This window comes from Methylobacterium sp. BTF04 (assembly GCF_010692745.1).
In the GTDB taxonomy this organism is placed as follows: Bacteria; Pseudomonadota; Alphaproteobacteria; order Rhizobiales; family Beijerinckiaceae; genus Methylobacterium.
Genome location: NZ_JAAHTB010000033.1, coordinates 24648 through 51561, shown reverse-complemented (window position 1 = coordinate 51561; position 26914 = coordinate 24648). Strand labels below are relative to the sequence as shown.

General features: G+C 67.4%; 24 protein-coding genes. 7 read left to right on the top strand and 17 right to left on the bottom strand.

The window, feature by feature from the left end:
• Nucleotides 1–122: 122 nt before the first annotated feature.
• The 3 genes from G3T14_RS17570 to G3T14_RS17560 form a co-directional block, all read right to left on the bottom strand.
• A complete protein-coding gene (locus tag G3T14_RS17570) occupies nucleotides 123–1667 on the bottom strand; it encodes a GMC family oxidoreductase (RefSeq protein WP_163643830.1) in 1545 nt (514 codons plus the stop codon).
• Entirely contained in the window at nucleotides 1664–3100 is a 1437-nt protein-coding gene (locus tag G3T14_RS17565) for an alpha/beta hydrolase (RefSeq protein WP_163643829.1), read from the bottom strand. Before G3T14_RS17565 ends, G3T14_RS17570 begins: the two co-directional genes overlap by 4 nt.
• A 79-nt stretch (nucleotides 3101–3179) precedes the next feature.
• Nucleotides 3180–4406, bottom strand: a complete 1227-nt coding sequence (locus tag G3T14_RS17560) for an acyl-CoA dehydrogenase family protein (protein WP_163643828.1) — start codon at nucleotides 4404–4406, stop codon at nucleotides 3180–3182.
• 570 nt (nucleotides 4407–4976) lie between these two features.
• On the opposite strand from G3T14_RS17560, the gene G3T14_RS17555 reads away from it, so the two are divergent.
• Nucleotides 4977–6101 carry a PAS domain-containing protein gene (locus tag G3T14_RS17555; RefSeq protein WP_163643827.1) on the top strand — a complete coding sequence of 375 codons (1125 nt, stop codon included), beginning with the start codon at nucleotides 4977–4979 and terminating at the stop codon, nucleotides 6099–6101.
• A gap of 111 nt (nucleotides 6102–6212) precedes the next feature.
• Here the strand turns inward: G3T14_RS17555 and G3T14_RS17550 are convergent, their stop codons facing one another.
• From G3T14_RS17550 to G3T14_RS17530, 5 genes are all read right to left on the bottom strand, one after another.
• Nucleotides 6213–6635, bottom strand: a complete 423-nt coding sequence (locus tag G3T14_RS17550) for an FKBP-type peptidyl-prolyl cis-trans isomerase (RefSeq protein ID WP_163643826.1) — start codon at nucleotides 6633–6635, stop codon at nucleotides 6213–6215.
• A 60-nt stretch (nucleotides 6636–6695) separates the two neighbouring features.
• Entirely contained in the window at nucleotides 6696–7853 is a 1158-nt protein-coding gene (locus tag G3T14_RS17545) for a GNAT family N-acetyltransferase (protein ID WP_246733405.1), read from the bottom strand.
• On the bottom strand, nucleotides 7853–9220 hold the full coding sequence (locus tag G3T14_RS17540; RefSeq protein WP_348645300.1) for a lipopolysaccharide biosynthesis protein: 1368 nt from the start codon (nucleotides 9218–9220) through the stop codon (nucleotides 7853–7855). The genes G3T14_RS17545 and G3T14_RS17540 overlap by 1 nt, the downstream gene beginning before the upstream one ends.
• A 130-nt stretch (nucleotides 9221–9350) precedes the next feature.
• Complete coding sequence (locus G3T14_RS17535) at nucleotides 9351–10250, bottom strand: GDSL-type esterase/lipase family protein (protein WP_246733402.1); 900 nt, start codon at nucleotides 10248–10250, stop codon at nucleotides 9351–9353.
• Nucleotides 10208–11308 carry an OpgC domain-containing protein gene (locus G3T14_RS17530; protein WP_163643822.1) on the bottom strand — a complete coding sequence of 367 codons (1101 nt, stop codon included), beginning with the start codon at nucleotides 11306–11308 and terminating at the stop codon, nucleotides 10208–10210. Before G3T14_RS17530 ends, G3T14_RS17535 begins: the two co-directional genes overlap by 43 nt.
• 273 nt (nucleotides 11309–11581) lie before the next feature.
• Here G3T14_RS17530 and G3T14_RS17525 point away from each other — a divergent pair, with 273 nt between their 5' ends.
• Nucleotides 11582–13108 (top strand): ATPase domain-containing protein, encoded by a 1527-nt coding sequence (locus tag G3T14_RS17525; RefSeq protein WP_163643821.1) that lies wholly within the window; start codon nucleotides 11582–11584, stop codon nucleotides 13106–13108.
• Entirely contained in the window at nucleotides 13095–14135 is a 1041-nt protein-coding gene (locus G3T14_RS17520; protein ID WP_163643820.1) for a sensor histidine kinase, read from the top strand. The genes G3T14_RS17525 and G3T14_RS17520 overlap by 14 nt, the downstream gene beginning before the upstream one ends.
• 15 nt (nucleotides 14136–14150) lie before the next feature.
• Here G3T14_RS17520 and G3T14_RS17515 read toward each other — a convergent pair whose 3' ends face one another.
• From G3T14_RS17515 to G3T14_RS17505, 3 genes are read right to left on the bottom strand one after another with little or no spacing between them, the layout of a single operon-like run.
• Nucleotides 14151–14534: a hypothetical protein gene (locus G3T14_RS17515; protein ID WP_348645299.1), complete on the bottom strand. Its 384-nt coding sequence runs from the start codon at nucleotides 14532–14534 to the stop codon at nucleotides 14151–14153.
• On the bottom strand, nucleotides 14531–16075 hold the full coding sequence (locus G3T14_RS17510; protein WP_163643819.1) for a peptidase S10: 1545 nt from the start codon (nucleotides 16073–16075) through the stop codon (nucleotides 14531–14533). Before G3T14_RS17510 ends, G3T14_RS17515 begins: the two co-directional genes overlap by 4 nt.
• Before the next feature lie 33 nt (nucleotides 16076–16108).
• A complete protein-coding gene (locus tag G3T14_RS17505) occupies nucleotides 16109–16561 on the bottom strand; it encodes a DNA polymerase III subunit chi (RefSeq protein ID WP_163643834.1) in 453 nt (150 codons plus the stop codon).
• 252 nt (nucleotides 16562–16813) lie between these two features.
• On the opposite strand from G3T14_RS17505, the gene G3T14_RS17500 reads away from it, so the two are divergent.
• Nucleotides 16814–17056, top strand: a complete 243-nt coding sequence (locus G3T14_RS17500; protein ID WP_163643818.1) for a hypothetical protein — start codon at nucleotides 16814–16816, stop codon at nucleotides 17054–17056.
• A gap of 18 nt (nucleotides 17057–17074) precedes the next feature.
• On the opposite strand, the gene G3T14_RS17495 is transcribed toward G3T14_RS17500, so the two are convergent.
• The 6 genes from G3T14_RS17495 to tpiA all read right to left on the bottom strand — a co-directional run bounded on the left by G3T14_RS17495 (nucleotide 17075) and on the right by tpiA (nucleotide 22538).
• Nucleotides 17075–18241, bottom strand: coding sequence for a glutathionylspermidine synthase family protein (locus G3T14_RS17495; RefSeq protein WP_163643817.1), 1167 nt, complete (start codon nucleotides 18239–18241; stop codon nucleotides 17075–17077).
• A complete protein-coding gene (locus G3T14_RS17490; RefSeq protein WP_163643816.1) occupies nucleotides 18241–18876 on the bottom strand; it encodes a DUF1190 domain-containing protein in 636 nt (211 codons plus the stop codon). The genes G3T14_RS17495 and G3T14_RS17490 overlap by 1 nt, the downstream gene beginning before the upstream one ends.
• A gap of 126 nt (nucleotides 18877–19002) precedes the next feature.
• Complete coding sequence (locus tag G3T14_RS17485; protein WP_163643815.1) at nucleotides 19003–19401, bottom strand: DUF350 domain-containing protein; 399 nt, start codon at nucleotides 19399–19401, stop codon at nucleotides 19003–19005.
• 13 nt (nucleotides 19402–19414) lie between these two features.
• Entirely contained in the window at nucleotides 19415–21043 is a 1629-nt protein-coding gene (locus tag G3T14_RS17480) for a CTP synthase (protein ID WP_163643814.1), read from the bottom strand.
• Between the two features lie 231 nt (nucleotides 21044–21274).
• Complete coding sequence (gene secG, locus G3T14_RS17475; protein ID WP_163643813.1) at nucleotides 21275–21676, bottom strand: preprotein translocase subunit SecG; 402 nt, start codon at nucleotides 21674–21676, stop codon at nucleotides 21275–21277.
• 97 nt (nucleotides 21677–21773) lie between these two features.
• Nucleotides 21774–22538 (bottom strand): triose-phosphate isomerase, encoded by a 765-nt coding sequence (gene tpiA, locus G3T14_RS17470; protein WP_163643833.1) that lies wholly within the window; start codon nucleotides 22536–22538, stop codon nucleotides 21774–21776.
• Between the two features lie 204 nt (nucleotides 22539–22742).
• Here tpiA and G3T14_RS17465 point away from each other — a divergent pair, with 204 nt between their 5' ends.
• The 3 genes from G3T14_RS17465 (at nucleotide 22743) to G3T14_RS17455 (ending at nucleotide 26882) form a co-directional block, all read left to right on the top strand.
• Nucleotides 22743–24644, top strand: a complete 1902-nt coding sequence (locus G3T14_RS17465) for a peptidylprolyl isomerase (RefSeq protein WP_163643812.1) — start codon at nucleotides 22743–22745, stop codon at nucleotides 24642–24644.
• Between the two features lie 6 nt (nucleotides 24645–24650).
• Nucleotides 24651–26174 carry an anthranilate synthase component I gene (gene trpE, locus G3T14_RS17460; RefSeq protein ID WP_163643811.1) on the top strand — a complete coding sequence of 508 codons (1524 nt, stop codon included), beginning with the start codon at nucleotides 24651–24653 and terminating at the stop codon, nucleotides 26172–26174.
• Nucleotides 26175–26267: 93 nt separating this feature from the next.
• Nucleotides 26268–26882, top strand: a complete 615-nt coding sequence (locus tag G3T14_RS17455) for an aminodeoxychorismate/anthranilate synthase component II (protein WP_163643810.1) — start codon at nucleotides 26268–26270, stop codon at nucleotides 26880–26882.
• Nucleotides 26883–26914: the final 32 nt, after the last annotated feature.

The window sequence follows — 26914 nt, the reverse complement described above, 5'->3', positions numbered from 1 at the left end:
TGAACAGGCTTCTAGAGACGGCTACCCACACCGTCAACCGATAAAACGCGCCACCGCCACGCTTTGCCGGAAAGCGCTCGAAACAGGCGCCCTCCCCTGCCCGATAGCAGCCCCCCGGTGCCTCATCGGCGCAGGAATGCATCGGCCGTGCGCAGGCTGAGCGCCATGATGGTCAGGGCCGGATTGGCCGCGAGCGAGCTCGGAAACGTCGAACCATCGCAGATCCACAGGTTCGGCACGTCGAAGCTGAGGCCATCCGCGTTCACCACCGCTTTGTCCGCGTCGTGCCCCATGCGGCAGGTTCCGATGGTGTGGGCGACACGCTCCAGAACCCAGATATCGGTGGCACCGGCCGCCTCCCAGATCGACGTCATCACCGCTGTCGCGTGAGCATTCATCCGCGTCTCGTTCGGGCCGTAACCAAAGCTGACCTTGGCCTTACGCATCCCCATGGCGTCGGTCTCGTCCGAGAGGGTCAGCACGTTGGCCTCGCAGGGCAGCGTCTCGCCGTTGATGCCGATCCCGGCGACATGGTTGTAGCGACGCAGGTACTGCGTCAGCTCCGGTCCCCAGAGTCCCCTCCCCCGCGCGACCTGATTGGCGAAGGTCAAAGGCTCGATGCCGAGACTCTGCACGAGATAGCCGCCGACAAAATCGGCATCCTTGGGTCGGATCATGTCCTCGGTGATGAGGGAGGACGGGTAGCCCTTGTTGGGCCGAGTCTCGGCGTCGAACGTGCCCCAGACCTGCGTGGCGACATGGCCCATATAGTTACGCCCAACCTGACCGCTGCTGTTGGCCAGACCGAGATGCAACAGGAGGCGCGGCGTCTCCACTGCGCCCGCGCACAGGAACAAGGCTGCGCAACGCTGGCGCTGATCGATGCCGTCCTTGCGATAGATCACAGCCGTGACATTGCCTGCGCTGTCGCGCTCGATCGCATGAACGAAGCAATCCGGGCGGATTTCCGCGCCGCGGGCGACCGCGAACGGAAGATAGGTCACGTCCATGCTGGTCTTGGCGCCGTTACGGCAGCCTTGGTGGCAATAGCCACAATTGATGCAGGCTTTGCGGGTGGCGCCACCCTGTTGCGCGAAGTCGCGTGACACCACCGCGGCTGGTGCATCGGCGGTGCGGATGCCGAGACCCTCGCAGGCGGCGCTCATGATCTGAGCGGAGGCGTTGCGCGGCACCGGTGGCAGCGGATAGCGCCTGCCGGAATCCCACGGGTATTGGGCCGGCCCGGATACGCCGATGAACGCCTCGACCTGCTCGTAGTATGGCAGCAGCGCGTCATAATCGACCGGCCAGTCGGCGCCCTCGCCGGTCTCGCTGTACAGGCGCAGGTCACGCCGGTCGGCTCGCGGGGTGAACGCGCCCCAATGCAGCGTCGATCCACCAACGCCGGTGCCGCTGTTGTTACCTCCGAAGGCTTCAGGTGTCGCTCCGCCGCTGAGGCGCTCCTTGGTCCAGTAGATTTCGTCGGCCAAAGTCTCGTCGAACGCAAAGCGCGTCGGCTCGAAATTCGGACCGGCCTCGAGGGCGACCACACGTAGCCCCGCTGCTGCCAATTTGGCCAGAAGCGGCGCGCCGCCGGCGCCGGTGCCGACGATGACGGCGTCCACCACCTCGTCAGTGCCGTAACAGTGCATCGTATCGAGGTTCATCGGACTTCCTCACCCGTGGCGACGGGCTCCCAGGCTTCGCGCTCGTTCAATCCGACTGCGGTGAACCCGATTTCGGGAACCCCGTCTCCGCCTGCGCCGATGCCGCTGAAGCCCATCGCCGCCAGGGTCGCCGGATGGGCGAGGTAGATTCGCACCGCGTCGGAGCGCAGGTCTTCGAACCACAGCGTCATGCGGTGGGCGTCGAGCTGTTTCGTCTCGTCGCGGCCGGCGAGATCGCCCGCCTCGGCCGCCTTCAGCAAGGCATCCTGTCTTGCGCCATCCAGGGCATGAAAACCGATGCCATGCGCGGCATGGCCCGCGTCGTCGAGCGTGCGCAGAGCGGCCCGGTAGGCCAGCGGGTCGGGTGGCAGGTCCGCGAACCGCCAGCCATCGCCGGAGCCGCTTCCGAGGCGGGCCTCGATGCGCGCGGCGATGTCGATCCGTCCGAGGCTATCCTGCGGAAGAACGCGATCGAGCACGGACCGCAGGACAGCGAGTTCCACGGGATCGAGCGCAGTTGGCTGATAGGCCGGGTCGTCCGGTGCAGCGCGCGCGCGCAACGCCGCGCGCAAGCGACTGTTGACGCGGTCGGACGCGATCAGCTTTTCGTAGGCGTCGTCGACCCGCGGCCCTTTCGGCGCAGCGGTTTTCGGCGCAGCGGCCAAGGCGGCGATGTGATCGGCCACCGCATCGGGGCGTTCCAGGGGAAGCAGATGGCCGGCGCCTTCCAGCGTGATCACGGTCACCTCGGCGAGATGTGGCGCCATCAGACAGATCTGCGCCGGGGTCCCGAGATCGGCATCCTCCGACCCGGCGAGGATCAACGCCGGCGTATGCAACACCCCGATGCGCTCGCACCAATCCTCGCGGCTGCCGTGCGCAAACCAAGCCTTCCAGGCCGCCGGCTCGGCGCGCAGCACGTCCTCCACCGCTCGTTCCATGAGGTCGGGGACGAGCGGCGCTGCGACGTTGGCGGTGATGAACGCCTCCGCTTCCGTGCGACGCGTCGCGGGATCGGCGTCGATCCACGCCATCATCTCACGGCGCTTGTCCTCCGGCATCGGCTCCGGGCTCGGCGGTGATCCGGCGAGGAGGACGAGGCCGATCAGGCCTCCGAGGTCAGCCTCCGCGCCCTCCGTATCCTCGATCCGCCGCGCCAGGGCGAGTGCCACCTTCGCCCCCATGCTGTGCCCGGCGAGCATCCAGCGTTTCGGCGCCTCGGCTCTGATCCGGCCAGCAACGTGGTCGGCCATCTCCGTGACGGTGTATCCGGAGAGATCAGCCGACGTGCCGAACCCCGGAAGGTCGATCGGCACGCATCGCATCCGGCCGGCGAGCCGCTCGGAGACCTGCGTCCATTCCCGTGCGCTTCCGCCAAGAAAGTGCAGGCAGAACAGGGTTGGCGGCGGGGCGTTGGGATCTGTGTCAGGCATCCCACTGAAGTCGCGCCCGGTCGCGCGCAGTCAAGCATCCCGCCCCGCGACGCCTAGCAGCACCTTCGGAGTGGAACACTCAGGCCCTCGGCAACATCCGATCGCTGATGATGCGGCGCTGGATCTCGCTCGTTCCCTCGAAGATCGTGGTCAGGCGGGCATCGCGCCAGTAGCGCTCCACCCGGCGTTCGGTGGTGTAGCCGTTGCCGCCATGCAGCTGCATCGCCTGATTGGTCACCCGTACCGCCATCTCGGTGGCGAGGAGCTTCACCATGGCGGACTCGCTCTCCGCCGCCTCACCTTCGTCGAGGAGGTGGGCGACCTGTTGCCAGAACGCGCGGGCCTGCGCGACGTCAGCCGCCATGTCGGCAAGAGCGAAGCGCAAGGCCTGAAAGTCGCCGATCGGATGCCCGAACTGCTCGCGCTCCTGCAGGTAGGCTTGGCAATCCTCCACCGCCGCCCTGGCGACGCCGACCGCGCGGGCGGCCGTGTGCACCCGCGCGATGTTCAGACCGCGCTGAACGGAGGCGAAGCCGCCGGAATCCGCATCCGCACCCTGGTCGCCATAGAGGCCGGTGAGACGGTCGCTGTCGGGCACGCGTACGCCGTCGAGTTCGAGCTGCCAGGTCAGGAAGCCGTGATAGCCGATCTTGTCGATGACGTGCCCGGTCATACCCGCCGGGAAGGCGCCCGGCTGCTTCAGCACGAGGAACGGTTCGAGGCCGGCGGAGCGCGGCTCGCCCGCTTCCGGTTCGCGGGTGCGGGCCAGGACCTCGATGAAGTCGGCGGCGAGCGCGAAGCCCGCCCAACGCTTGGTGCCGGTGAGAATCCAGGAATCGCCGTCACGCACGGCACGGGTCTGCACGCCCGCGAGGTCGGAGCCGGCTTTGGGCTCGGACAGGGCGATGGCGCCGATCCAGCGTCCCTGCGCCGAGCGCCGCAGGAGATCGACTCGGCGCGCGTCGTCCATGGTCTGGGTGCCGAGCCCCTGCCCCCGCGCCAAAATGCTGCCGACCGAGAGCCAGGAGCGGGCGAGTTCTTCCGAAACGAGGCAGTATTCGAAGACGCCAAGGCCCAGTCCGCCATGCTCGGCCGGGATCGTAATGCCGAACCAGCCCTTGGCGGCCATCGCGTCGATGAGCGATCGTGGCATCTCGGACTTCTGCGGATCGAGCTCGTCCGCGATCGGCATCACCACGTCCCGCGCGAAGGCACGGGCCTCCGCCTGCAATGCCGCGCGCGCTTCGGTCCGCCAGGGCGACATGAGCTCCGGCGGCCGGGCCTCCTTGCGATCCGACTTCGACATCGATCCTCTCCCCTGCTTCGTCGCGACCTGAGACCGGCCGCAAACCTCATCGCCGCCTCAACCGGGCGACGTTGCAGCGAGACCTAACACGATGGCGCAAGGGTTTCCTAAGGTCCTGCCGCCGACCGCGCCGCATACCCCGAGACCTTTACCCGTGCACCTGCATGCGCCGGCGGGGTCGGTTCAGGCGCGTGTTTCGATGGTCGATACCTTCTCGTTGGCTCGGGCTGGTTGGCTCGGGACCGCGTGCCCGCAAGATCGTATCTGCGAACTCTGAGACGGGAATCCGCGAGTCAAAATCTCATTCCGCTGGTAGGGATCACAACCTTAGATTGAATATAATGTATTTTTTACTTTGGACGATAAGAGTCTCGACTGACCTCGCCAGGTTATAGCCGTCTTGCAACTTTCGGATAAATACGTAGGTTGCAAGCTACAGAACTGGATGCACTAAAAGTTATGCAGCAATTCCTGAAAATTATTATAGGCTAGGGCCGTCTCTGACATTTTTGTACAATATGGTACCTTTAGAGAAATGAGCGCGCTCATTCGGAACTGGATGCCGTTTTCATGATGAGAAAGGCCATGGGGATGGCCGGTAGGGCGGCGACCCTTGATGGACGCACGCACGAATCGGTGAACCGGCTCAACGAGCCGTCGCCCCAACAGATGCTGAAGCTCGTGGAGGACCACGGCCAGATCGGGTTGTGGTCGATCGATCTGAAAACCGGCGAGAACAGGCTCTCGGAAGGGTTCTACCGGATTACCGGGTTGATGCCATCGAACAGCATCGGCGACGTCCTGCACGACCTGTTCCATCCCGACGATCTGCGTATCCGCGAAGAGATGGCGGCGGCCTTGCTGGCCGGCATCCCGATACACCGCGAGTTCCGCATCGTCCGGCCCGACCGCACGGTGCGCTGGATCGAATTCAAGGCAGAGATCGTCCTCGACGCGCATGCGCGCCCGGCCCAGGCCAACGGTGTCATCTTCGACATCACCGGCAGGCACGAGGCCCACCGGCTGATCCAACGGAGCGAGGCGCGTTACCAGGGACTGGTCCAGGCGATCGCCTCGGTGGTCTGGACGGCGACGCAGGACGGTTTTGCCCGATCATGCCCAGGCTGGTTCGAACTCACGGGGCAAAGTGAATCCGAGTGGCATAACGGCGGATGGGACAAGGCGGTCCATCCCGACGACAGGGTGCGGAGTTGGAACGCCTGGCGGACGGCGGTCGCCAATGGCGCGCCCTACGACGAAGATCTCCGCATCAAGTGTACCGACGGCCGCTATCGATGGCTCAACAGTCGCGCAATCCCCGTGTTGAACGAGGATCGCAGCGTCCGTGAATGGATCGGCGTGATGGTCGCGTTGAGCGACGGGACACGCTACCGGCCGTCGGCCGACGAATCTGCGCCCGACGTCATCACCGGCTCCCTCGTGCGCTGCGCCCGGGCGATGCTCAACTGGTCGATCGGCGACCTCGCCACCGCAGCCGGCGTCTCCGGGTCCAGCATCAAGCGCTTCGAGGACGAAGGCGGTACGGCCTTGCGGGAACGCACGCGTGTCGCCGTCCGCAAGGCGCTCGAGAACGCCGGGATCACCTTCCTGGCGCCGCAGCCCGGCAAGGTCGGGATCATCTTCGAGCCCAAGGTCGAGACTGCGCCCTGGCGCGGCGGAGACTTCGACATCTGAACCGACAGCCCCGAAGCATGATGCTCCAGGGCTGTCTTCGTTTCAGGAGCCGCTCGCCGGTACACGGCCCTAAAGAGTCGCGCTCGCCGTTCGGCCCTGTTCCTGTGTGGACTACTTGGCGCCGAGCAGTTCGACGTCGAAGATCAACGTCGCGTTGGGCGGGATCACGCCACCGGCACCGCGGGCGCCGTAGCCCTGGTCGGGCGGGATGATGAGGGTGCGCTTGCCGCCGATCTTCATCGTGGCGACGCCCGTATCCCAGCCGGAAATGACCTGGCCGGCGCCGAGGGTGAAGCTGAACGGCGTTCCCCGATCGCGCGACGAGTCGAACTTCTTGCCTGGCTTGCCGCCTTCGTCGAGCCAGCCGGTGTAATGGACGCTGACCTTCTGGCCGGCCTGCGGCTCGGCACCGGTACCCACGACTTCATCGCGGTACTGGAGCCCGGAAGGCATGGTGACGGTCTCTGCGGCGGATGCGGCTGCGGTCATGGCGAGGAACAAGGCTCCGGTTAGGGCAAAAAGCGGACGAGGCATGCTGCGGGTTTCCTGTCTTGCGTGCCGAGGGCGCGCCTTAACACGGACAGGCCCGCGACGTCAGCGTCTCCCGAGCAGGCGCTTTGCCTCGGTACGCGCCTCGTTCTCGAACCGGGCGAGGCGCAGCCGGCGCTCCAGGCTGATGATCCCGCGGCCCCCGTCCGGCACCGCCACGACTTCAGCGATGGTGACGCGCTCGCGATACAGACTCTCGAGGGCGGACCCCGCCAGGGTCGCCGAATCGAGGCGCTTGGCAAACCCGGTCTCGTGCAGGACGCGGACGATCTCGGCTTCGAGCACCAGTCCCGGAGCCTGCGCCCGCTGGGTCTCGTCGTAGGCGGTCTTGAGCAGGAAGGCGGTCCCGCCGGTGACGAGGGCGAGGCTGATCGCAAGGGGCCGTCCATCGCAGGCGAGGATGTCGGCGCGGATCTGGACCGGGCCGTTCCGGCCGGAGAACACCGTCCGGGCGAAGCGTGCCGCGGTGTCCGTGCAAGCCATCGCGGTACCGGCCTCGCCCTTCCATCCGGCGCGCTCCAGAGCGAGGAACGCCTCCACCGCGTCGGCAAGGGCAGCGCCCTCCGTGGTAGTGACGAGCGATACGGTTCCGCTCTCGCCGAGGCGGCGCTGACGTCGACGCAGATCCTTCAACCGGGACCGGTTGGGATGGCCATCGAGGAACGCGGCATGATCGGCGCGCCGGTCGAGAATCGGACGCGCGAAGCGGGTGACCTCGCCGTGTGCCCAGCCATCCGCCGCCATCGCATCGAGGAGGTCGCGTCCGACGCTCGACTCCGTCGCGAGCAGCGGCCAGCGCCAAGCGCGTCCATGCGACGCCATGCGAAGCCCAGCGACGACGGCGGTAAGGGTGGCAGCGTAGCCAGGACCATCGGCGACGAGGGGAGTCGTCGCAGCCACGAAATGCGAGACGAACGGCTGGGCCACCGGTCGCCCGAGTCCACAGATGTCGTAGCTCATCCGCATCGGCAGGACGGCTTCGAGCCGACCGTTCTGTCGGACCACGACGACCGGGAGATCGGCGGAGGCGAGGCCGCTGTCCCAATGCGCCGCCATGACATGGCGGGTGTAATAGGGATGGGGATCGCGCGCGCGCGCCGCCAGATCGTCCCATGCCGGCCCTTCGGCGAGAAGCGCGCCGAGGGTGACCGTCTCGGCGCGCAGAGCGTCGCGATCCGACCTCGATGCCTGTGCGAGCGCCATCATCGCGCGACCTTTCCGAGCCATCCGGCATAGACCGGCGTCGCGAGGCCGTGGACCGCGCGGGCGCACAGAGCCATGGCGAAACCGCGCGTAACTGTGGCGGTCGCCATGGCGATCGCGGCTCCGACGACCCCGAGCCAGGGAATGAGGGCAAAGCAGAGGGCGCCGGCCAGGCCCAGCATCGCCACCGTGACGACGGCACACAGGCGCTCGCCGCCGAGCATGTTGAGCAGGTCCTCTCCCGGTCCGAACACGCTGGCCGCGATGCTGCCGGCCACCAGGATCGCGAGGATCGGCAGGCTGTCGCGGAACTCCGGCCCGAAGAGGCCGAGCAACAGCGGAGCGGCGGCGATCACGCACAGCCCGATGAGCGCAGTCGCGCCGAGGGTGAGTTGCGCCTGGAGGCGTACGAGGCGCGCCAAGCCCGCCCGGTCGCCCGCCGCATGGGTCGCGGTGAAGCGCTGCGCCGTGGCGGCAGTGGCCGCGAAGTGAACGAAGACGACGAATTGCTGGATGCGGGTCGCGGCGAAATAGAGACCCACCGTCGCCGGCGGCATCAGCAGGCTGAGCGCGACCACATCGACGAAGTTGAAGCCCGCGCTGGCGAGATCGCTTGCGGCGATGGGCAGGCAGGCCCCGAACCAGCGCCGCCAGTCATAGCTACGCCGGCCGGCCGGCAAGATGGTGCGTAGGCGCATCACGAGACGGAACGCCTGCACCGACACGGCGATGCCCGTGGCCATCAGCGTGCAGGCGACGGCGACCAAGGCCTCGGCGGGCGCACCGAGCCCGATCGCGGCCAGCATCGCCGCCATGATCAGGCCCTGCCGCAAAAGATAGGGCGGCGCGATGGCGAGCACCGCCCAATTCTGGCTGCGGGCCACGCCCTCGCAGTAATCCTGCATGGCAAACAGCGGAAGCACGAGCGCCGCGACGAGAAGCGGCGCCGCATAGGCGCCGGCTAGGAGCGATCCCTGCAGCCAGACGAGAAGCAGCCCTACGGCGGCGACCACCACCGCACAGGCCCCGGTCACCAGCGCGCCACCGATCAGGAAGCCGCGCACTTGTGCGAGGTCGCCGCGCGCCTGATCGGCGGGCAGGAAGCGGCACGCCCCCTGCGACAGGCCGAGGGTGGCGGAGTGACCGAGGATCGCGATCCAGACCCAGATGGCGGCAAAGATGCCGTACTCGGTACCGCCCATCAGCCGGGCCATCATCACCTGAGCGATGTAGGCGAACCCCGCGGCCGCGATGCGGATGGCGAAGACGTCGATGGCCGCGCCGGCCGCTCCCGTACGCAAGGCACGCAGGCGTGCGAGCTTGATGCCGAGCGCAGATCCCGCAATCCTGTCCGTCGCTATGCTCACCCCAGCCCCCCGTCCGAGGGCCAACGAGGTACGACAGTGGCATTGCATTGAGGTTAAGTAGCGCGGTTAAAGGTCCTTAAGCCTGCGCTATTTCCGAAGGTCGGCGTCCCCGTCTCGGACCCGATCCCACTCAAGGCTCAGTGGAGGGCGGTGGCGGCGACGCCGCCTTCATCGCCGCATCCTTGGGCGGCACGATCACCACGGCGGGTGTGCCCGAGCTTCCGGTGGAGGCCGGATCGGGCTGCAGCAGCGAGAGCGTAATCGCCCTGGTGACGTGCTCGGCCATGCAACGCAGACCGAGATCGTTCAGGCGGAATTGGCTGCCGAGCATGTGCCCTTCGCCCTTTTCCGATCTGGCGGAGAGAAACCGCATCGCCTCGTAGCGCTGGACCAGCGGCACGCCCTCGCGGGTGGCGACCTCCTGAACCTTGCGGACGATGCTGGTGTAGTACTCGTCGTCGGCCAGACTCGCGGTGTAGAGCGGATTGACCAGGACGACGTCGATTGCGTGCGACTTGATCCACTTCACGGTGTCGTCGAGCGCGCTGCCGAAGGCATCGAGGTCGACGCGAGCGAGCGCATCGTGGGTGCCGACCTGCCAGATCACCAGATCGGGCTCGACCTCGGCCACCATGTTGCGCAGGCGCTCGGCGGCCCCCGAGGCGATTTCGCCCTGCATTCCGCGGCTCTCCACCACCACGTCGACCTCCGGAAGCGAGCGTTCGAGGGCGGTCTCGAGCTTGACCGGATAGGTCGCAGACGCACCGAGACCGGCCGATGACGATCCCACGGCCAGGACCCGCACCGGGCGCTTGTCCTTGAGTGCGAGCTTCACAGCTTGGAGCTTGGCGAGGGTGTAGAGCTTCGAGCCCGGCACCCGGCATTCGGGCGACAGGGTCAGGTCGAGCGCCTCCGCACCGTCGGGGGGCTTGGGCGGCGAAACCACGGTCGCGACGCCTTGTGCCCAGGCCGCGGAGGCGGCGAGCATCACACCGGCGGCGAAGAGGATCGAGGCTTGCGGGAGCGCCATTCGACGAACCATGCGGTGAAACCCAGAGCGAAGAGACCTGATCCTACGACGAATAGATCGACGAAGACACCGCCGCCGGTCCAGAACCGCACGAGTTGCCCCGCAAGGCTCAAGATCGAGCCGACGGAGAACACCGCGAGCGAGTTCCGACCCAGCCCGGCAAGGTAGCCGACGACCGGTCCCAGCCGCGGTGCCAAGACTGCGTAGAGGGTCTGGAACGCCAGGAGCACGCCGAGGAAGTGGATCAGCCGGGCGGGAGACAGATAGGTCTTGTCGAAGGTGAAGATGAGCCGCGGCTCCGGCACCATGAGCGGATCAGGCCGGATCTCCCACACCGACAGGACGATGCCGGTGATCACGAGGACGATCCCGAGTGGCACGAGCCGGGTCGACCAGAGCCGCATCCAGGCCGAGCGCCGGTTCCAGTCCTGCGCCACGAAGCCGAGGACGAGGAGGAGTTGCCAGCAGAACGGATCGAAGAACCAGTCCCCCTCCCCCGGCCAGGACGGGATATTCCATTCGAACACCAGACTGCAGGCATAGAGCGCGAAGGACAGGCCGAGCGCCGCCACTCGGCTGACCCGCGCGAGGAGCACGAAGACCGGCGCGATGCCGAGCAGCACCACGTAGAGCGGCAGGATGTTGAAGAAGCCGAGCTGATGGGTGAGCAGCACGAACCCGACCATGGTCTGGATCGGGTCGGCGAAGAAGCCGCCGGCATTGTGCCATTCGAGCAGGAGCGGATTGTCGAGCAGCAGCGCGGTCCCGGCGATCATCGCGAGCGCGATCGCCATGGTGGTGATCTGTGCCCGGTAGACCTCGATGGTGCGCGAGAGCAGGCGCAGGACCGTCTTCAGCCGAGGCTCGGGCGTACCGTCGCGTCCGCGCGTGGCGATACCGATCGACCAGCCGGCGAGGAACACGAACAGCTCCGCGGCGTCCGAGATGCCGTATTGCGAGTAGGTGTAACGCTCGAAGGTATTGCCCGGAATGTGATTCACGAAGATCGTGACGAGGGCCAAGCCGCGCCAGAAGTCGATCGCGTTGGGTTCGCGCATCGGTGATCCGCACTCCGGCGACTCGAGGGGGGCAGGCGGGCGCGGCCAGGGCCGGCCTCACGCGGCGAAGGCTGGGCCCTGATACGGCTTGGCCGCCGATCTGCAAAGGGTGCCATCATCAATCGCTGTCCGGGCTCGGGAACCGGCGCCCGGTCTCGCGGTTGCTTGGCCGAGCAAGCCCGATCCATCGGAGCGTGTGTCAATAATGCCAAGGACGCCCTATCGCGGCGAACCTATGATGCCGCCATCCTGCCGCCAAGTCTGAGATCACGCATGCCATCTTCCGTCGCCGCCGATGCCGCGCCGATCCTGACCGGCGTCGCGGGCCTCGACCAGATTCTGCACGGCGGCTACGCGGCCCATCGCGCCCATCTCATCGAGGGACGCCCCGGCAGCGGCAAGACCACGCTCGGCCTGCAATTCCTGCTCGATGGCCTGGAGCGGGGAGAGACAGGGCTCTACATCACCCTCTCGGAGAGCAAGCGCGAACTCCTCTCGATGGCCGACCGGCACGGCTGGTCCCTCGACGGCATCAACATCTACGAGCTCATCCCGCCCGAACTCAGCCTCGAATCCGAGCAGCAGCAGAGCCTTGTCCACTCCTCCGATCTGGAGCTCGGCGAAACGGTCCGGATGGCGTTCGCCGAGATGGAACGGGTGAAGCCGTCGCGGGTGGTGTTCGACAGCCTGTCGGAGATCCGTCTGCTGTCTCAGGGCTCGCTGCGCTACCGACGCCAGGTTCTGGCACTGAAGAGCTATTTCCTGCTCAACAATGCCACTGTGCTGATGCTCGACGACCTCAGCGCCGAGGACGACGACCTCAACCTGCATTCGATCAGCCACGCGGTGATCCGCCTGGAACAGGTGACGCCGCCCTATGGCGCTGCGCGCCGACGGCTGCACGTGATCAAGATGCGCGGCACCCAATACGAGGGCGGCTACCACGATTTCGTCATCAAGCGCGGTGGCCTGTGCATCTATCCGCGCCTCGTGGCGGCGAACCACCAAGCGGAGTTCGTCACCGGCTCCATCGCCTGCCGGGTCCCGGAACTCGATGCGGTACTCGGCGGCGGCCTCGACCGCGGCACCACCACCCTGGTCATCGGGCCGTCCGGCGTCGGTAAGTCCACGCTGGCGCTAGGCTACCTGATAGCGGGGCTCGACAGGGGCGAGCGGGGCCTCGTCATCAGTTTCGACGAAACCCTCGGCATCCTTCTGCGCCGCGCCGCCGGCGTGGGCATGGATCTGGGCGTCCATATGGAATCCGGCCTGTTGCAGATCGAGCAGATGGATCCGGCCGAGGTCTCGGCGGGCGATCTCGCCGGCCGCATCCGCAAGGCCGTCGAGGTCGATGGCGCGCGGATCGTCGTGATCGACAGCCTCACCGGCTACATGAGCGCGATGAGCGGACAGCCTTATCTCGTGCTCCAGATGCATGAGATGGTGACCTACCTGAACCAGCAGGGTGTGGTGACGATCCTGATCCTGGCGCAGCACGGCATGGTCGGGCGGATGGATAGCCCCGTCGACCTCACCTACGTGAGCGACACCGTGGTGATGCTGCGCTTCTTCGAGGCCGGGGGCCGCGTACGTCGGGCACTCTCGGTGCTCAAGAAGCGGACCGGCGCGCATGAGGACACGATCCGCGAATTCCGCATCGACGCGCAGGGCTTGCGCGTCGGCGAGGCGCTGAGCGATTTCCGCGGAGTGCTCACCGGCGTGCCCACCTATGAGGGCGACCGCACGAGCCTGCTCGTCGATCGGGAGACACACGGGCGCGGCGACAATGGCCCAGCCTGAACCGATCGTCCTCATCCTGGCACCGGGCGGCCGGGATTCGCAGGTCGCCGCACGAATTCTCGATGAGGTCCGGATTCCATCTCAGGTGGAGGTCAACCTTCCGGGGGTGGTGGAGAACCTCGACCGGGCGGCCTGCGTGGTGGTCACGGAGGAGGCTCTGTTGTCCTCCGACCGCCACGCGATTGCCGACTGGGTCGAGCGCCAGCCGCCCTGGTCGGACTTCCCTTTCGTCCTCCTCAGTCTACGGGGCGGCACGCCGGACGAACGTCTCACAGGTCTCCTCGGCAACGTCACGGTGCTCGAGCGGCCGTTCCACCCGGCCGTGCTGGTCAACGCCGTACGCTCGGCGGTGCGGGCGCGGCGGCGGCAATGGGAGGTTTTTGCCCATCTCGAAGAGCGCCAGAAGACGCACGAACGGCAGGCGCTGCTGATCCGCGAACTGCATCACAGGGTGAAGAACACGCTCGCCACCGTGCAGGGCCTGCTCGGCGCCACCGCGCGCTCGACCAAGGACGTGGACACGTTCTACCATTCGTTCTCGGACCGGATCGTCTCGCTCGGCAAGACCCACACCCTGCTCACCGAGGATTACTGGCAGACGGCTCCGCTCCGGGACCTGCTCGAGAACGAGCTCGGCCACTACAACGACAGCAGCGGCCAGCGCATCCACCTCGACGGGCCGGTCATCGAACTCGCCGCCGACCTTGCTGTGCCGATCGGGATGGCGTTCCACGAACTGACCACCAACGCCACCAAGCATGGCGCGCTATCGGCGCCGGGAGGCCGGGTCACCGTGTCCTGGACGGTGGAGCACACGGAATCCGGGCGCCGGGTCAACCTCGACTGGACCGAATCGGGTGGGCCGCCGGTCACGGTCCCTGAGCGACGCGGCTTCGGCTCCACCCTTCTGCAGCGGGTTCTGGCGCAGCAATGCGATGCGCTGGTGACGATCGATTATGCGCCTACCGGCCTGCATTTCCGCATGGAGGCGCCGATGCCGGAAGACCGACTGGTGCCGAGCTACTGAAGCGCGGACAATCGCCTACTTCACGATCCGGTCGAGCTTGTTGTTGACGAAGAAGTACAGCTCCTTCGCACCCGGCTCGGTGTAGAGCACCTGGACCTCACGGCCGGAGCGGCCCTCGCCGACGAGCACGTCGGTGGGCGGCTTGCCCTTCAGGCGCACGATCTCGCATTCGCCGATCCCGATTTCGATGGCGGCCGCCGCCGTCGGCACCGGCCCCGTGCAGCTTCCATCCCCGGTGAGGACCGGCCCCGCGAAGGTCGGGGCAGGCGGCGGCGGCGCGATCGCGACCGGAATCGGCGGCGGTGCGCCGCGCTCGCTGGAGGTGCACGCGGTCACCGCAAGCGCCGTGAGCCCGAGGATCAAAGCCCGTTCGGCAGGGCGCGACAACAGAGAGATCACGGCTTGTCCTTGGATGCCGGTGCGGCGGCGCGCGCGGCGAGGGCTGCTGCAAACAGGGCGGCGGCATCCTTGTGGAAGGCAGCCCGCGAATCCGGGCGGGAATAGAACATGTGGCCGCCCGGGTACACGGAGAGGGACAGGCGTCCATCGCCGCCGAAGGCCGGCATCTGGTCGATCAGCAGCTTCGAGGCGAAGTAGGGCGTCACGAGATCGGTGAAGCCGTGTGCCACGAGGACGCGCAGGTTGGCATCGAGCGCCATCGCTCCGCGCAACGCGCCCAGGGCCTCGGGTGCCATGCGGCCGCTGCCCCAGGTCCAGCCACGATTGACCGCGCCGTTGAGCAGTTCATAGCGCAGGTCCGGCACGCGGTAGTTCAGCTTCGATCCATAGAGCTCGATCATCGCGCTGGTGAGCGGCGCCTGCAGGCCCGTGAGCAGCGGATCCTCGAAGCCGGAGAACGACGCCGTCGGGTCCGGATCCCATCCGGTGACGCCGGTATCGTAGGCGCTGGCGACACGGCCCTCGTCGCGGCCGATCTCGCGCTGGACGCTGCTGGCGTTGAGCCGCCCCGCCTGACGCCGCACGAAGGCGGGGTCGAGCCCGGTCATGGCCCCGACCGTGTCGGCGAGTCGGGCCACGGCCGCCTTGTCGGCGGGGCCTTTCAGCAAATCGGCCAGATAGGCACCGGTGGCGTAGGCCTCGGTCTCGGCCATACCCTGGAGCGTCGGGATGCCACCGCTGCGCTCGATCGCGGCAGCGGCGAAGGACGGCAGCTTGATCACGTGTCCCCACGGCGTGGTGCGCGGGGCCTGCAGCCAGGCGAAATCGAGGACAGGCGAGAGCAGGACCATGCCCGACAAGCCGACGCCGATCTCTTCCTGGAGCTTGCCGGCGATCAGCGGCCCACGGAATCCGCCATAGCTCTCGCCGACGTAGAATTTCGGCGAGGCCATGCGGTCGTTGGTCCGCAGCCAGCGCGCGATGGCCGAGGACAGCACCGAGGCATCGGTATCGACGCTCCAGTAGCTCTTGGCCTCGCCCGTTGCACGACTGTAACCGGTGCCGATGGGATCGATGAAGACGAGATCGGTGAAGTCGAGCCAGGTGCCGTCGTTGGGGACCAGGGCGATGGGGGCGGACGGGCTGATGCTGGTCCCTTCCACCGGCAACCGCCACGGGCCGATGGCACCGATGTTGAGATAGGCCGAGGCCGCGCCGGGGCCGCCATTGATGGCGAAGGTCACCGGACGGGGCGTGCCGCCCTGCCCAGCCATCGTGTAGGCGATGAAGGCGATTTCGGCCTGGAGCTTGCCGGCCTCGTCCACCAGCGGCAGGCTGCCGGCTTTGGCGGTGAAGCTGAGAATCCGCCCATCGGGGAGCGTGACCGTGTGCTCGGTGGTCGCGTCGGCCGGCAGCTTGCGGCCTTCCGGACCTTTGCGCACCTCGGCCGCCGGCTTCTCCGCGCCGTGCGGCGAGGGCTGCGCGGCAAGCGGCAGCGCAACACTCAGGAGGGCGACGAGCCCGATCACGAAACGTCTCATGGTGATCCTCTCATGAATCGGCGCGAACGCGGCTCACGCCTTCTTTTGCCAGCGGCCGTCGTCGTCCTGCTGCCAATAGGCGATGGTATGGCCGGCGGCCTTGGCCTCCTTCCACTGCTCGCGGGCGCGCAGAAGGGCATCCTGATCGGTCCCGTCGAACAGCACGCAGATGCGGGCGTAGTCGGCCGCATCGGCCGGGAGGGCTGCACCCTCCACCAGGAAGCGGATGGAGGCCGCATTCGGGTTGGTCTCGCGCAGGGTCAGCACCACCGGTTGACTCGCCGCATCGGCGTCGCGGTCGGTACCGTGCGGCAGGAAGCTGTCGTCGCTGTAGGTCCAGAGCTGGTCGTCGAGGGCCTGCAGGCGTTCCTCGCTGGACGCCTGCACCGCCGCCCGCCATTGCCGCGCGAGCGACCGCTCGACGAGGTTCGGCAGGACGCTCTCGAGGGGCTGCTGCTGAAGGTGGTAGAATAGGATTTCGGTCACGCCGCGCATGGTAAGCGCAAACGCGGCGTTTGCCAGCGTGACATGGCTGTCGCACCCGGTCGGCCATCCTACCGAGGGCGCAATTCGGCTAAGACTTCGTCAACCAACGGCCATTATTGCCCACGAGACACAACCGGCCAACAGGCCGACGCCCGGCCGCCGGGCACCTCCTCGACCGTCTCTTTCAATCACAGACGCTGTGCGCGCGACCGGCTCGACCGGCCGGCTGCAGCAACATCAGGATCGAACCCCGTGAGCTTCACCGTCCGCGCGCGCGTTTCCGCACGTCAGTTCTCGTTCCACCACGGCTCGATGCTGGGGGCCCTCGATCAGAGCCTGTCGCTGCTCACGGCCGGGATGTCCGACGTGCAGATCGTCGACGCCAACGGCCGCAGCCACTCCCCGGCGTCGCTCCACCAGCTCCTGTTCGGAGCGCGGGTGGTCGTGGCGGCGCCCGCCGTCGAGACCCTCGAAACGGTGAAGCTCGCCGCCTAATTGATCGGACGGGCGACGCTACCCCTCGGCCTCGATGTAATGCGGCACGAAGAGCGCGGCGTTCGTCGTGATCGGTCCGGCACTCTCGCGGATGCAGAGGCCGGCGGGGGTATCGCCGACGATCCACGATCCGACCAATGGGCGGCGACCGCCGAAGCTCGGCAACGGCGCCAGCGCCTGCCGGATATGGCCCTCTCCGCCATAGGGACCATGATCGTGCGCCAGGACGGCACCGTCCTGTACGATGAGGATATTGGCCCCCTCGCGTGACAACAGCGGCTTCTTCACGAAGGCGGTCCCGAGGGCGGCCTTGCCCGGATCGCCCTCGAAATAGGCCGGGAGGAGATTCGGGTGGTTCGGCGCCATCGCGAACAGATACGGCAACAGCCCCTTGTTCGACAGGATCGCCTTCCAAGGCGGCTCGATGAACCGGGTTGGCGCCGTCGCCAGTGCCCTTCCGAATGCATCGGCGAACGCCCATTCCCAGGGATACAGCTTGAACAGGCGCGAGATCGGCGCCCGCATGCGGTCGACGAACCGCCCGTCTCCGTCGAGGCCGATATCGGCCAGATCGAGAAATCGGGTGGCGAGCCCGGCTTGCCGCGCGCAATCCTCCAGATAGGCGACGGTGCCACGATCCTCCGGCGCATCGGCGTAGGACGTCAGCGCCAGGGTGCCGTCGCCCGGCATGTCCCTCAGGCGTGCGACCAGCTGCTCGTGGACGGCGTTGAACTGATCGCACCCTCGGGCCAGCCGCCCTGCGGCGAGCATTTCCTCGAACCAGATCCACTGAAACACGCCGGTCTCGTAAAGGGCGGTGGGCGTATCGGCATTGTATTCGAGCAGCTTGGCCGGCCCCTCCCCGCCATAGGAGAAGTCGAGGCGCCCATAGAGGGACGGGTCGCGCCGGCGCCAGCTGGAGCGCACGACGTCCCAGGCCGATTCGGGGATCGTGAGGGAGGCCAGGATGCGCTCGTCCTCCACGGCACGTCCGACGAAGTCGAGGCAGAGGGCGTGCAGCTCCGCGCTCGGCGCCTCGATATCCTGTTCGATCTCGGCGAGGGTGAAGGCGTAGGCGTGCGACTCGTCCCAATAGGGATCGCCTTCGAGAGTATGGAAGGTGAAGCCGTTCGCAGATGCCGTCGCCCGCCAATCCGACCGTTCTCCGATCGCGACCCGGCGCATCAGCCGCCGCTCCCGTGCGCGGACCCGCCATGCGATGAAAATCCGCGCCCCGTCGCGCCAAAGCCGCCGAACGAGGCCGGTCGCACGGCGGACGACGCGACACGGGCAAACGAACTGCTACCGCCACTCGTAGTGCTGACCCGCCCGCCCCAACTCGTGCAGTAGCCGCCGGAGCCTGAGCCGACGTAACCCGGGCCAGCCTCGCTCGGGCGATGATCGTAGATCGGCTGCGGATCGAGATCCTGTTCTTCGGTTCTGCCGATGATGTAACCGGCCAGGACCGGCACGAAGCGACCGGTGGCGCTCGCCCCGACACTATCGCCGGTCACGCAATGCCCCGGTCCGTGATGGGACTCGCAGTCGCTTGCCGTTGCGTAGCGCGGCGCCGCATTCGGGTAGGCGAGGCGCACGGTGGCGTAGTCGCGACGACAATCCTCGGAGGTGCGGATCGCCGCGGAGATGCAGGCCTCGGGGCCATTATAGACCAGCACATCCTCCTCGCGCTGCGAGGGGTCGATCCGCGCGAAGCCCCAGGCCGCCGCACCTGCGCCGGCCAGAAGCACCAGGGTGACCGTCTCGGAGCGCTTGGACCCCCGGGGCGCCGGATTCGGGGCCTTCTCGGCCTGCGATGACATCTTTTGCCGGACCGCCTGATGCGGCCCGCCCCCATTCCCCGGCCTGGCGCCGATCCACATAAAATTGGGAACGACCTTGGCGATTGAGAAGCGGTCGTCCGCCGAAATCCGATCAGACCGGTCGGTTCAGTACGTCATCGACGCTGCATCGACGATGCCGCCGGCCAGCGACGCCGCCGCGAGCAGAATCGCCGCGGCCATTTCGCCGGCCGCGATCCGTTGCGAGAGGTCGGGTAGCGCCAAACGCACGACGAAGTAGACCAGCCCCTGAACCACGATGGCAAGGAGCCCCCAAACGATGCAGTCTAGTATCGATTGCGCGTTGTAGATGGCCACTGCCAGCGGCAGCGTATAGCCGACGAGGCTACCCCCGAGAGCGAGCGCAGCGGCGGCGTTGTTCTGTCGGATCAGCGCGATCTCGCGATGCGCCGTCGCGGTCAGGTAGACCACGAGGTACAGCGCGACGAGCCCCGACGCCACGGCGCCGTAGGCGAGGAAGGCCGGCAGCCCCGAGATCGACGTCATCCGCCGCTCCGCCTCAGACCAGCCGGCTTTGCACGATCGCCGCGCCGACGAAGCTCCGGAACAGCGGGTGCGGCTCGAACGGGCGTGACTTCAGCTCGGGATGGAACTGCACGCCGATGAACCACGGGTGGCCGATATGCTCCACCGTCTCGGGCAGGAGGCCGTCCGGCGACAGGCCGGAGAAGCGCAGGCCCTTGGCCTCCAGGCACTCGCGATAGGCCATGTTGACCTCGTAGCGATGGCGATGGCGCTCGGAGATCTCGGTGGTGCCGTAGATTTCGGCGATCTTCGAGTCGGGGCGCAGGCTGGCCTTGTACGCGCCGAGCCGCATGGTGCCGCCGAGATCCCCCTCGGCCGCACGCCGCTCGAGCTCGTTGCCCTTAAGCCATTCGGTGAGGAGGCCGACCACGGGCTCCGCGGTCTCGCCGAATTCCGAGGAATTCGCTTGTGGGATTCCGGCCAGGGAGCGGGCCGCCTCGATGACCGCCATCTGCATGCCGAAGCAGATGCCGAAATACGGGATTTTCCGCTCGCGGGCGTAGCGGGCCGCGCGGATCTTGCCCTCGGCGCCGCGCTGGCCGAAGCCGCCGGGGACGAGGATGCCGTTGATGCCTTCGAGGAACGGCGCGGGATCCTCGCGCTCGAATACCTCGGCCTCGATCCAGTCGAGGTTGACCTTCACCCGATGGGCGATGCCGCCATGGGTCAGCGCCTCGGTGAGCGACTTGTAGGCGTCCTTCAGCCCCGTGTACTTGCCGACGATGGCGATGGAGACCTCGCCTTCGGGGTTGCGCACCCGCTCGGAGATCGTGTGCCAGCGCGACAGGTCCGGCTCGCCTTCCGACTCGATTCCGAAATGCGCCAGCACTTCCCGGTCGAGCCCGGCCTCGCGATACGACAGCGGAACGTCGTAGATCGAGGCGACGTCGCGGGCCTCGATCACCGCGGTCTCGCGGACGTTGCAGAACAGGGCGAGCTTACGCCGCTCATCGCCGGGGATCGGCCGGTCGCAGCGGCACAGCAGCATGTCGGGCTGGATGCCGATGGAGCGCAGCTCCTTCACCGAGTGCTGCGTCGGCTTGGTCTTCAACTCGCCGGCCGAGGGGATGTAGGGCAGCAATGTGAGGTGCACGAAGGCGGTGGCGCCGCGCGGCAATTCCTGACCGAGCTGTCGGATCGCCTCGAAGAACGGCAGGCCCTCGATGTCGCCCACCGTGCCGCCGATCTCGACGAGCACGAAGTCGAACGCCTCGTTGCCCTCCAGCACGAACGCCTTGATGGCGTTGGTCACGTGCGGGATCACCTGGATCGTTGCGCCGAGATAGTCCCCGCGCCGCTCCTTGGTGATGATGTCGAGGTAGATCCGGCCAGTGGTGATGTTGTCGGCCCGCGTCGCCGGCAAGCCGGTGAAGCGCTCGTAATGGCCGAGATCGAGGTCCGTCTCGGCGCCGTCGTCGGTGACGAACACCTCACCGTGCTGGGTCGGGCTCATCGTGCCCGGATCGACGTTGAGGTAGGGGTCGAGCTTGCGCAGGCGGACCGTGTGGCCGCGCGCCTGGAGCAGGGCTGCGAGCGCAGCCGAGGCGAGACCTTTGCCGAGCGAGGAAACCACGCCGCCGGTGATGAAAACGTACCGCGTCATGGGCCTCGGTCCATAAACAAAGGTGGACGATTCGCCAAACCACAAAAACGCTTGTCCCCCGCGCTGCCAGGGCATGCGCGAGGTGGTGTCGTCTCAGGTCGGCTTCGATTCGGATCGTCACCCGACCACCATCGGGCGATACCGCCCCCATCGCGGGAGCGGCGAATTCATCTCAACGACGTGAGGCTACGACCTCGGGCAACCCTCTCGCCGAAAGCGGGAGGATTGCGCTCAGCGCGATTGCGGAGCCTGGGGAACCTCGGGGGCCGCCGGCGCGGCGGGGGCCGGTGCGGTCTGCGTGCCGCCCTGGTTCTGACGCAGGGTGTCGAGCAGGTTCCCAGCATTCGGCTGGGTCGCCGGCTGCGCAGTCCCGGTGCCATCGAGGATCGAGCGCGGCGCCGCACCCCGATGCGACAGGATCGCGAGGGTCATGCTGGTGGTGAAGAACAAGGCGGCGAGGATCGCGGTGGCCCGCGTCAGGGCATTGGCCTGACCGCGACCGGTCATGAAGCCGGCGACACCGCCACCGCCTCCGCCGCCGAGACCGAGGCCACCCTCGGAACGCTGAAGCAGCACCACGGCGATCAGGCCGAGGACGACAATGAGATGGATCGAGATCAGGACGGTCTGCATCGGATATCCAGGAGCGGCGCCGCGTTGGCGCCTGCCGCATATCGGCCGGGCTGTTACACCAGAACGGCACGGAACGCCAACACGGCTGGTTCAGAGTTTAACGCGCGTAGGCGTTGATGATGCCCAGAAAGTCCTCGGCGACGAGACTCGCGCCGCCGACCAGGGCGCCGTCGACGTTCTCCACCGCCATCAGCTCGCGGGCGTTGCCGGGCTTCACCGAGCCGCCATAGAGGATGCGCACGTTCTGCGCCTCGGCACCGATGAGTTGGCCCAACATCTCGCGCAGCGAGGCGTGGACTTCGGCGATGTCGGCCGGCGTCGGGGTCAGGCCGGTGCCGATCGCCCAGACCGGCTCGTAGGCGATGACCGTGTCGGCACCGGTCGCGCCCTTGGGCACGCCGATGGCGAGCTGAGCGCGCACGATGTCGAGGGTACGGCCCTCCTCTCGCTCTTCCTTGGTCTCACCGACACAGATGATGCCGCAGAGGCCGGCGCGACGCGCACCGAGCGCCTTGGCATGCACGCCGTCATCGGTCTCGTGGTGGTAGGCACGTCGCTCGGAATGGCCGACGATGACGTATTTGGCGCCGAGGTCGGCGAGCATCTCGGCCGAGATGCTTCCGGTGAAGGCGCCGTTGGGCTTGGCGTGGAGGTTCTGGCCACCGATGGCGATGCGCGATCCATAGACGGCGGCAACGCAGGACGAGATCAGCGTCGAGGGCGGACAGACCAGCACGTCGACCCGGTCGAGCAGATCGGTCGACAGACCGTTGCGCAAGGCCTCGACCATGGCGATCGCGCCGCGCAGCCCGTTCATCTTCCAGTTGCCGGCAACCAGAGGCCGTCGACCCGCCATCGTCATGCGATCCCCGCTCAATCCGCCGCTCCTTCACCTGCGGGTCCGGCCCTAACAGAGCGGCTGAGGTGGCGCAAACCGCGAAACGGCCGTCCGTGGCGGTCTTTGCGAGCGCGCGCGGATGGTCTATCGCGGGCAGCCCTTATGAAACGATGACGGGTGCGCCGCTTCAGCGACCGCGCTTCACACGACGGACAACCGGACGTTCCGATGCTGCAGAACATGCGCAAGGCCAGCCAGCATTGGCTCGGCAAGATCATCCTCAGCGTGGTCTTCGTCTTCCTCATCGCCGGTGTGGCGATCTTCGGTGTGGAGGAATTCTTCCGGGCGGGCTCGACCTCGACGGTGGCCACTGTCGGCAAGGCCCAGATCTCGGCGGAATCGGTCCGTACCGCCTACCAGAATCAGCTCCAGCGCTACCAGACCCAGACCCGTCGTACCCTGACGCCGGATCAAGCGCGCGGGCTCGGGCTCGACCGTCAGGTGCTGGCGCAGCTCGTCAGCGAGGCCTCCCTCGACCAGCAGACCGCTGCGCTCGGCCTGAGCATTCCGGACGCCGCCGTGCTGCGCGCGATCCAGGAGGAGAAGAGCTTCCAAAGCGCCGATGGCCGCTTCGATCCGGCGCTGTTCTACCAGACCCTGCAGCGGGCCGGCCTCAACGAGGCGGCCTTCGTGCGCGAGCAGCGCGCCGTGGCCGCCCGCCTCCAGCTCGCCGAAGCCGTGGCCGCCGACCTGCACGTACCCCAGGCCCTGCGCGAGGCGGTGCATCGCTACACCACCGAGCGGCGCGCCGTGGCGCTGATGATGCTGCCGCCCTCCGTCGCCGGGGAGATTCCCGCGCCCACCGAGGACGAGCTGAAGGCCTTCTATGAAGAGAACAAATCGGCGTTCCGCGCGCCCGAGTTCCGCGCGGCCAACCTTCTGGTGCTCGACCCGCAAACCATCGCGAAGTCCGAAACCGTGAGCGAGGACGACATCGCCAAGCGCTATGGTCTGGAGAAGGCGAAGTACGGTTCGCCCGAGCGCCGGACGATCCAGCAGATCGTATTCCCGGATGCGGCTGCCGCCGAAGCCGCGCGAAAGACCATCGAATCCGGCGAGAAGCCGTTCGAGGCGGTGGCGGCCGAGGTCGGCGGCGACCCCAAGAACTTGTCGCTCGGCACCCTGACCAAGGCCGAATTGTTCGATCCGGCAGTGGCCGACGCCGCGTTCGCGCTGGCGAAGGACGCGATCAGCGCGCCGGTCAAGGGCCGCTTCGGCACTGTGCTCTTGCGCGTCACTGCCATCGAGCCGGAGACGGTGAAGCCGCTCGCCGAGGTCTCGGCCGAAATCGGCAAGACCATCGCGCTCGAGCGCGCCAGCAGCGGCATCGAGGCCGCCCACGATGCCATCGAGGACCAGCGCGCCAACACCAAGCCGCTGGCCGACATCGCCAAGGATCGCAACCTCCCGCTGGTGGCGATACCCGCCGTGAATGCGCAGGGCCTCGACGCCGCCGGCAAGGCCGTCGAGAGCATCCCCGACCGCGACACCACGGTGGCCGCTCTGTTCCGCTCGGATATCGGCGGCGACAACGAGCCCCTGCGGACCAAGTCCGGCGGCTACATCTGGTACGATCTCAGCAATATCGACCGCGCCCATGACAAGCCTCTCGACGAGGTGCGGGCGGATGTCACTGTGCGGTGGCGCGCTGCCGAGACGGGCAAACGCCTCATCGCCAAGTCCAAGGAGCTGACGGCCAAGCTCGACAAGGGCGAGGCGGTCGACGCCGTGGCCGCCGAGGCCGGGCTCACGGTCCAGACCCTGTCCGACATCGCTCGCAACCAGCCCCAGGGCGACCTGACGGCGGAGATCGTCAACCGCATCTTCGCGACGCTGGTCGGCAAGTCCGCCTCCGCGGAGACGGGCGAGTCGCGTGCCGTGTTCAAGGTGACGGAAGCGACGATGCCGGCCTACGTGCCCGGCACGCCGTCCGACGAAGCCATCGCCAAGCGGTTCCAGGCGACCCTCGCCGACGACCTGCTCAGCCAGTACATCGCCGACGTGCAGAAGTCGGTGGGCATCACCGTCAACCAGACGGCCTTCCGCCGGGCCATCGGCGGCGAGTACTAGGCGGGAATGGCGCACGAGACCGAGTACGCGGCGTTCCGCGACGCCTACGAGGCGGGTCGGGCGACCCTGATCAACCTCACCCTGGTGGCCGACCTGGAAACGCCGGTCGCGGCCTTCCTGAAGTTGCGGGCGGTCCATGCCGGGCCGGCCTTCCTGCTCGAATCGGTGGAGGGTGGCGTCGTCCGCGGCCGCTACTCGATGATCGGGCTCGACCCCGATCTGGTCTGGCGCTGCCGCGACGGAGCGGCCGAGATCGCCCGCGGCCCGGACCTGACGCAGTTCCAGCCGGACGAGTTCCCGCCCCTCGCGAGCCTGCGCGCGCTCATCGCCGAGAGCGCCATCGGCGCCGAGACCGAGGCGGATGCGCTGCCGCCGATGGCGGCCGGCCTGTTCGGCTATCTCGGCTACGACATGGTCCGCGCCATGGAAGACCTCGGGGTGCCGAACCCCGATCCGCTCGGGGTGCCGGATGCGATCCTGATCCGCCCGCGCGTCATGGTGGTGTTCGATTCGGTGCGCGATGTGATCACGGTAGTCGGGCAAGTGCGCCCCTCCCCAAGGATCGGCGCAAGGGCTGCCTACGAGGCGGTGCTGGCTAGCCTGGAGCGCGTGGCCGAAGCGCTCGACGGCCCATTGCCGATCGAAGCCCGTATCGACCCGCGCGAGATCGCCCATCCGGAGCCGGTCTCGAACACCACCCCGGAGGCCTATCTCGGCATGGTGGCGCGGGCCAAGGAATACATCGTCGCCGGCGATGTCTTCCAAGTGGTGCTCTCGCAGCGCTTCGAGGCTCCGTTCTCCCTGCCGGCCTTTGCGCTGTACCGCTCGCTCCGGCGCACCAACCCGGCGCCGTTCCTGTGCTACCTGGATTTCGAGGGGTTCCAGGTGGTGTGTTCGAGCCCGGAGATCCTGGTGCGTGTGCGCGATGGCCGCGTCACGATCCGGCCCATCGCCGGCACGCGCCGCCGTGGCGCGACGCCGGCCGAGGACAAGGCGCTGGCGCAGGAACTTCTGGCCGACCCCAAGGAACGCTCCGAGCATCTGATGCTGCTCGATCTCGGCCGCAACGATGTCGGCCGTGTCTCGAAGATCGGCACCGTCACGGTGACGGGGTCGTTCTTCCTCGAATATTACAGCCAGGTCATGCACATCGTCTCGAACGTCGAGGGCGATCTCGACCCGGCGCACGATACACTTGGCGCCCTGGCGGCGGGCTTCCCCGCCGGCACCGTTTCGGGCGCCCCCAAGGTGCGGGCGATGGAGATCATCGACGAACTGGAGCGCGAGAAGCGTGGCCCCTATGGCGGCTGCATCGGCTATTTCGGCGCGCGCGGCGAGATGGACACCTGCATCGTCCTGCGCACCGCCATCGTGAAGGATGGGCGCATGCACGTGCAGGCCGGTGCGGGCATCGTCTACGATTCCGACCCGGCCTCCGAGCAACAGGAATGCGTCAACAAGGCCAAGGCGTTGTTCCGCGCCGCGGAAGACGCGGTGGTGTTCGCGAGCCGGGCGCGACGCGGGCAGTAGCGGCCGCGTCCAGGTGAGCCGCGATGAACGGCGTGCAGTTGACCGGCTGCCGATGTCTCGTCAAACCGCCGTATCCAGGGCAATGAGCCACCGATGTCCAACGTCCTCGTGATCGACAACTACGATTCCTTCACCTGGAATCTCGTGCACCTGATCGGACCGCTCTGCGGGACGATTTCAGTCGTGCGCAACGACGCCATCACCCTCGACGAGATCCGTGCGCGGGCCCCCGATGCGGTGGTGCTATCGCCCGGCCCCTGTACCCCCAACGAAGCCGGCATCTGCCTCGACGTGGTCAAGCACCTGTCGGCCGAGATTCCGATCTTCGGCGTCTGCCTGGGGTTGCAGGCCATCGGACAGGCCTTCGGCGGCGATGTAGTGCGGGCGCCCTCGCCGATGCACGGCAAGGTCTCGACCATCGATCACCGGGCGTCGGGCATCTTTCGCGGGCTCAACGGACCGTTCGATGCGACGCGCTACCATTCCCTGGTGGTGGAGCGCGGCAATTGTCCCGAGGCGCTTCAGGTGACCGCGGAGGCCGACGGGCTGATCATGGGACTGCAGCATGCAACATTACCGGTGCATGGGGTGCAGTTTCATCCCGAGAGCATCCTGTCGCATCACGGATCGCAGATCCTGCGCAACTTCCTCGACATTGCCGCGGCGTGGAACGCGGCGCGTGACAAGGCGCCAACCGGCGTGCATTGACGCGCCACTCTATCGGATCGTTCGCGCCCCAA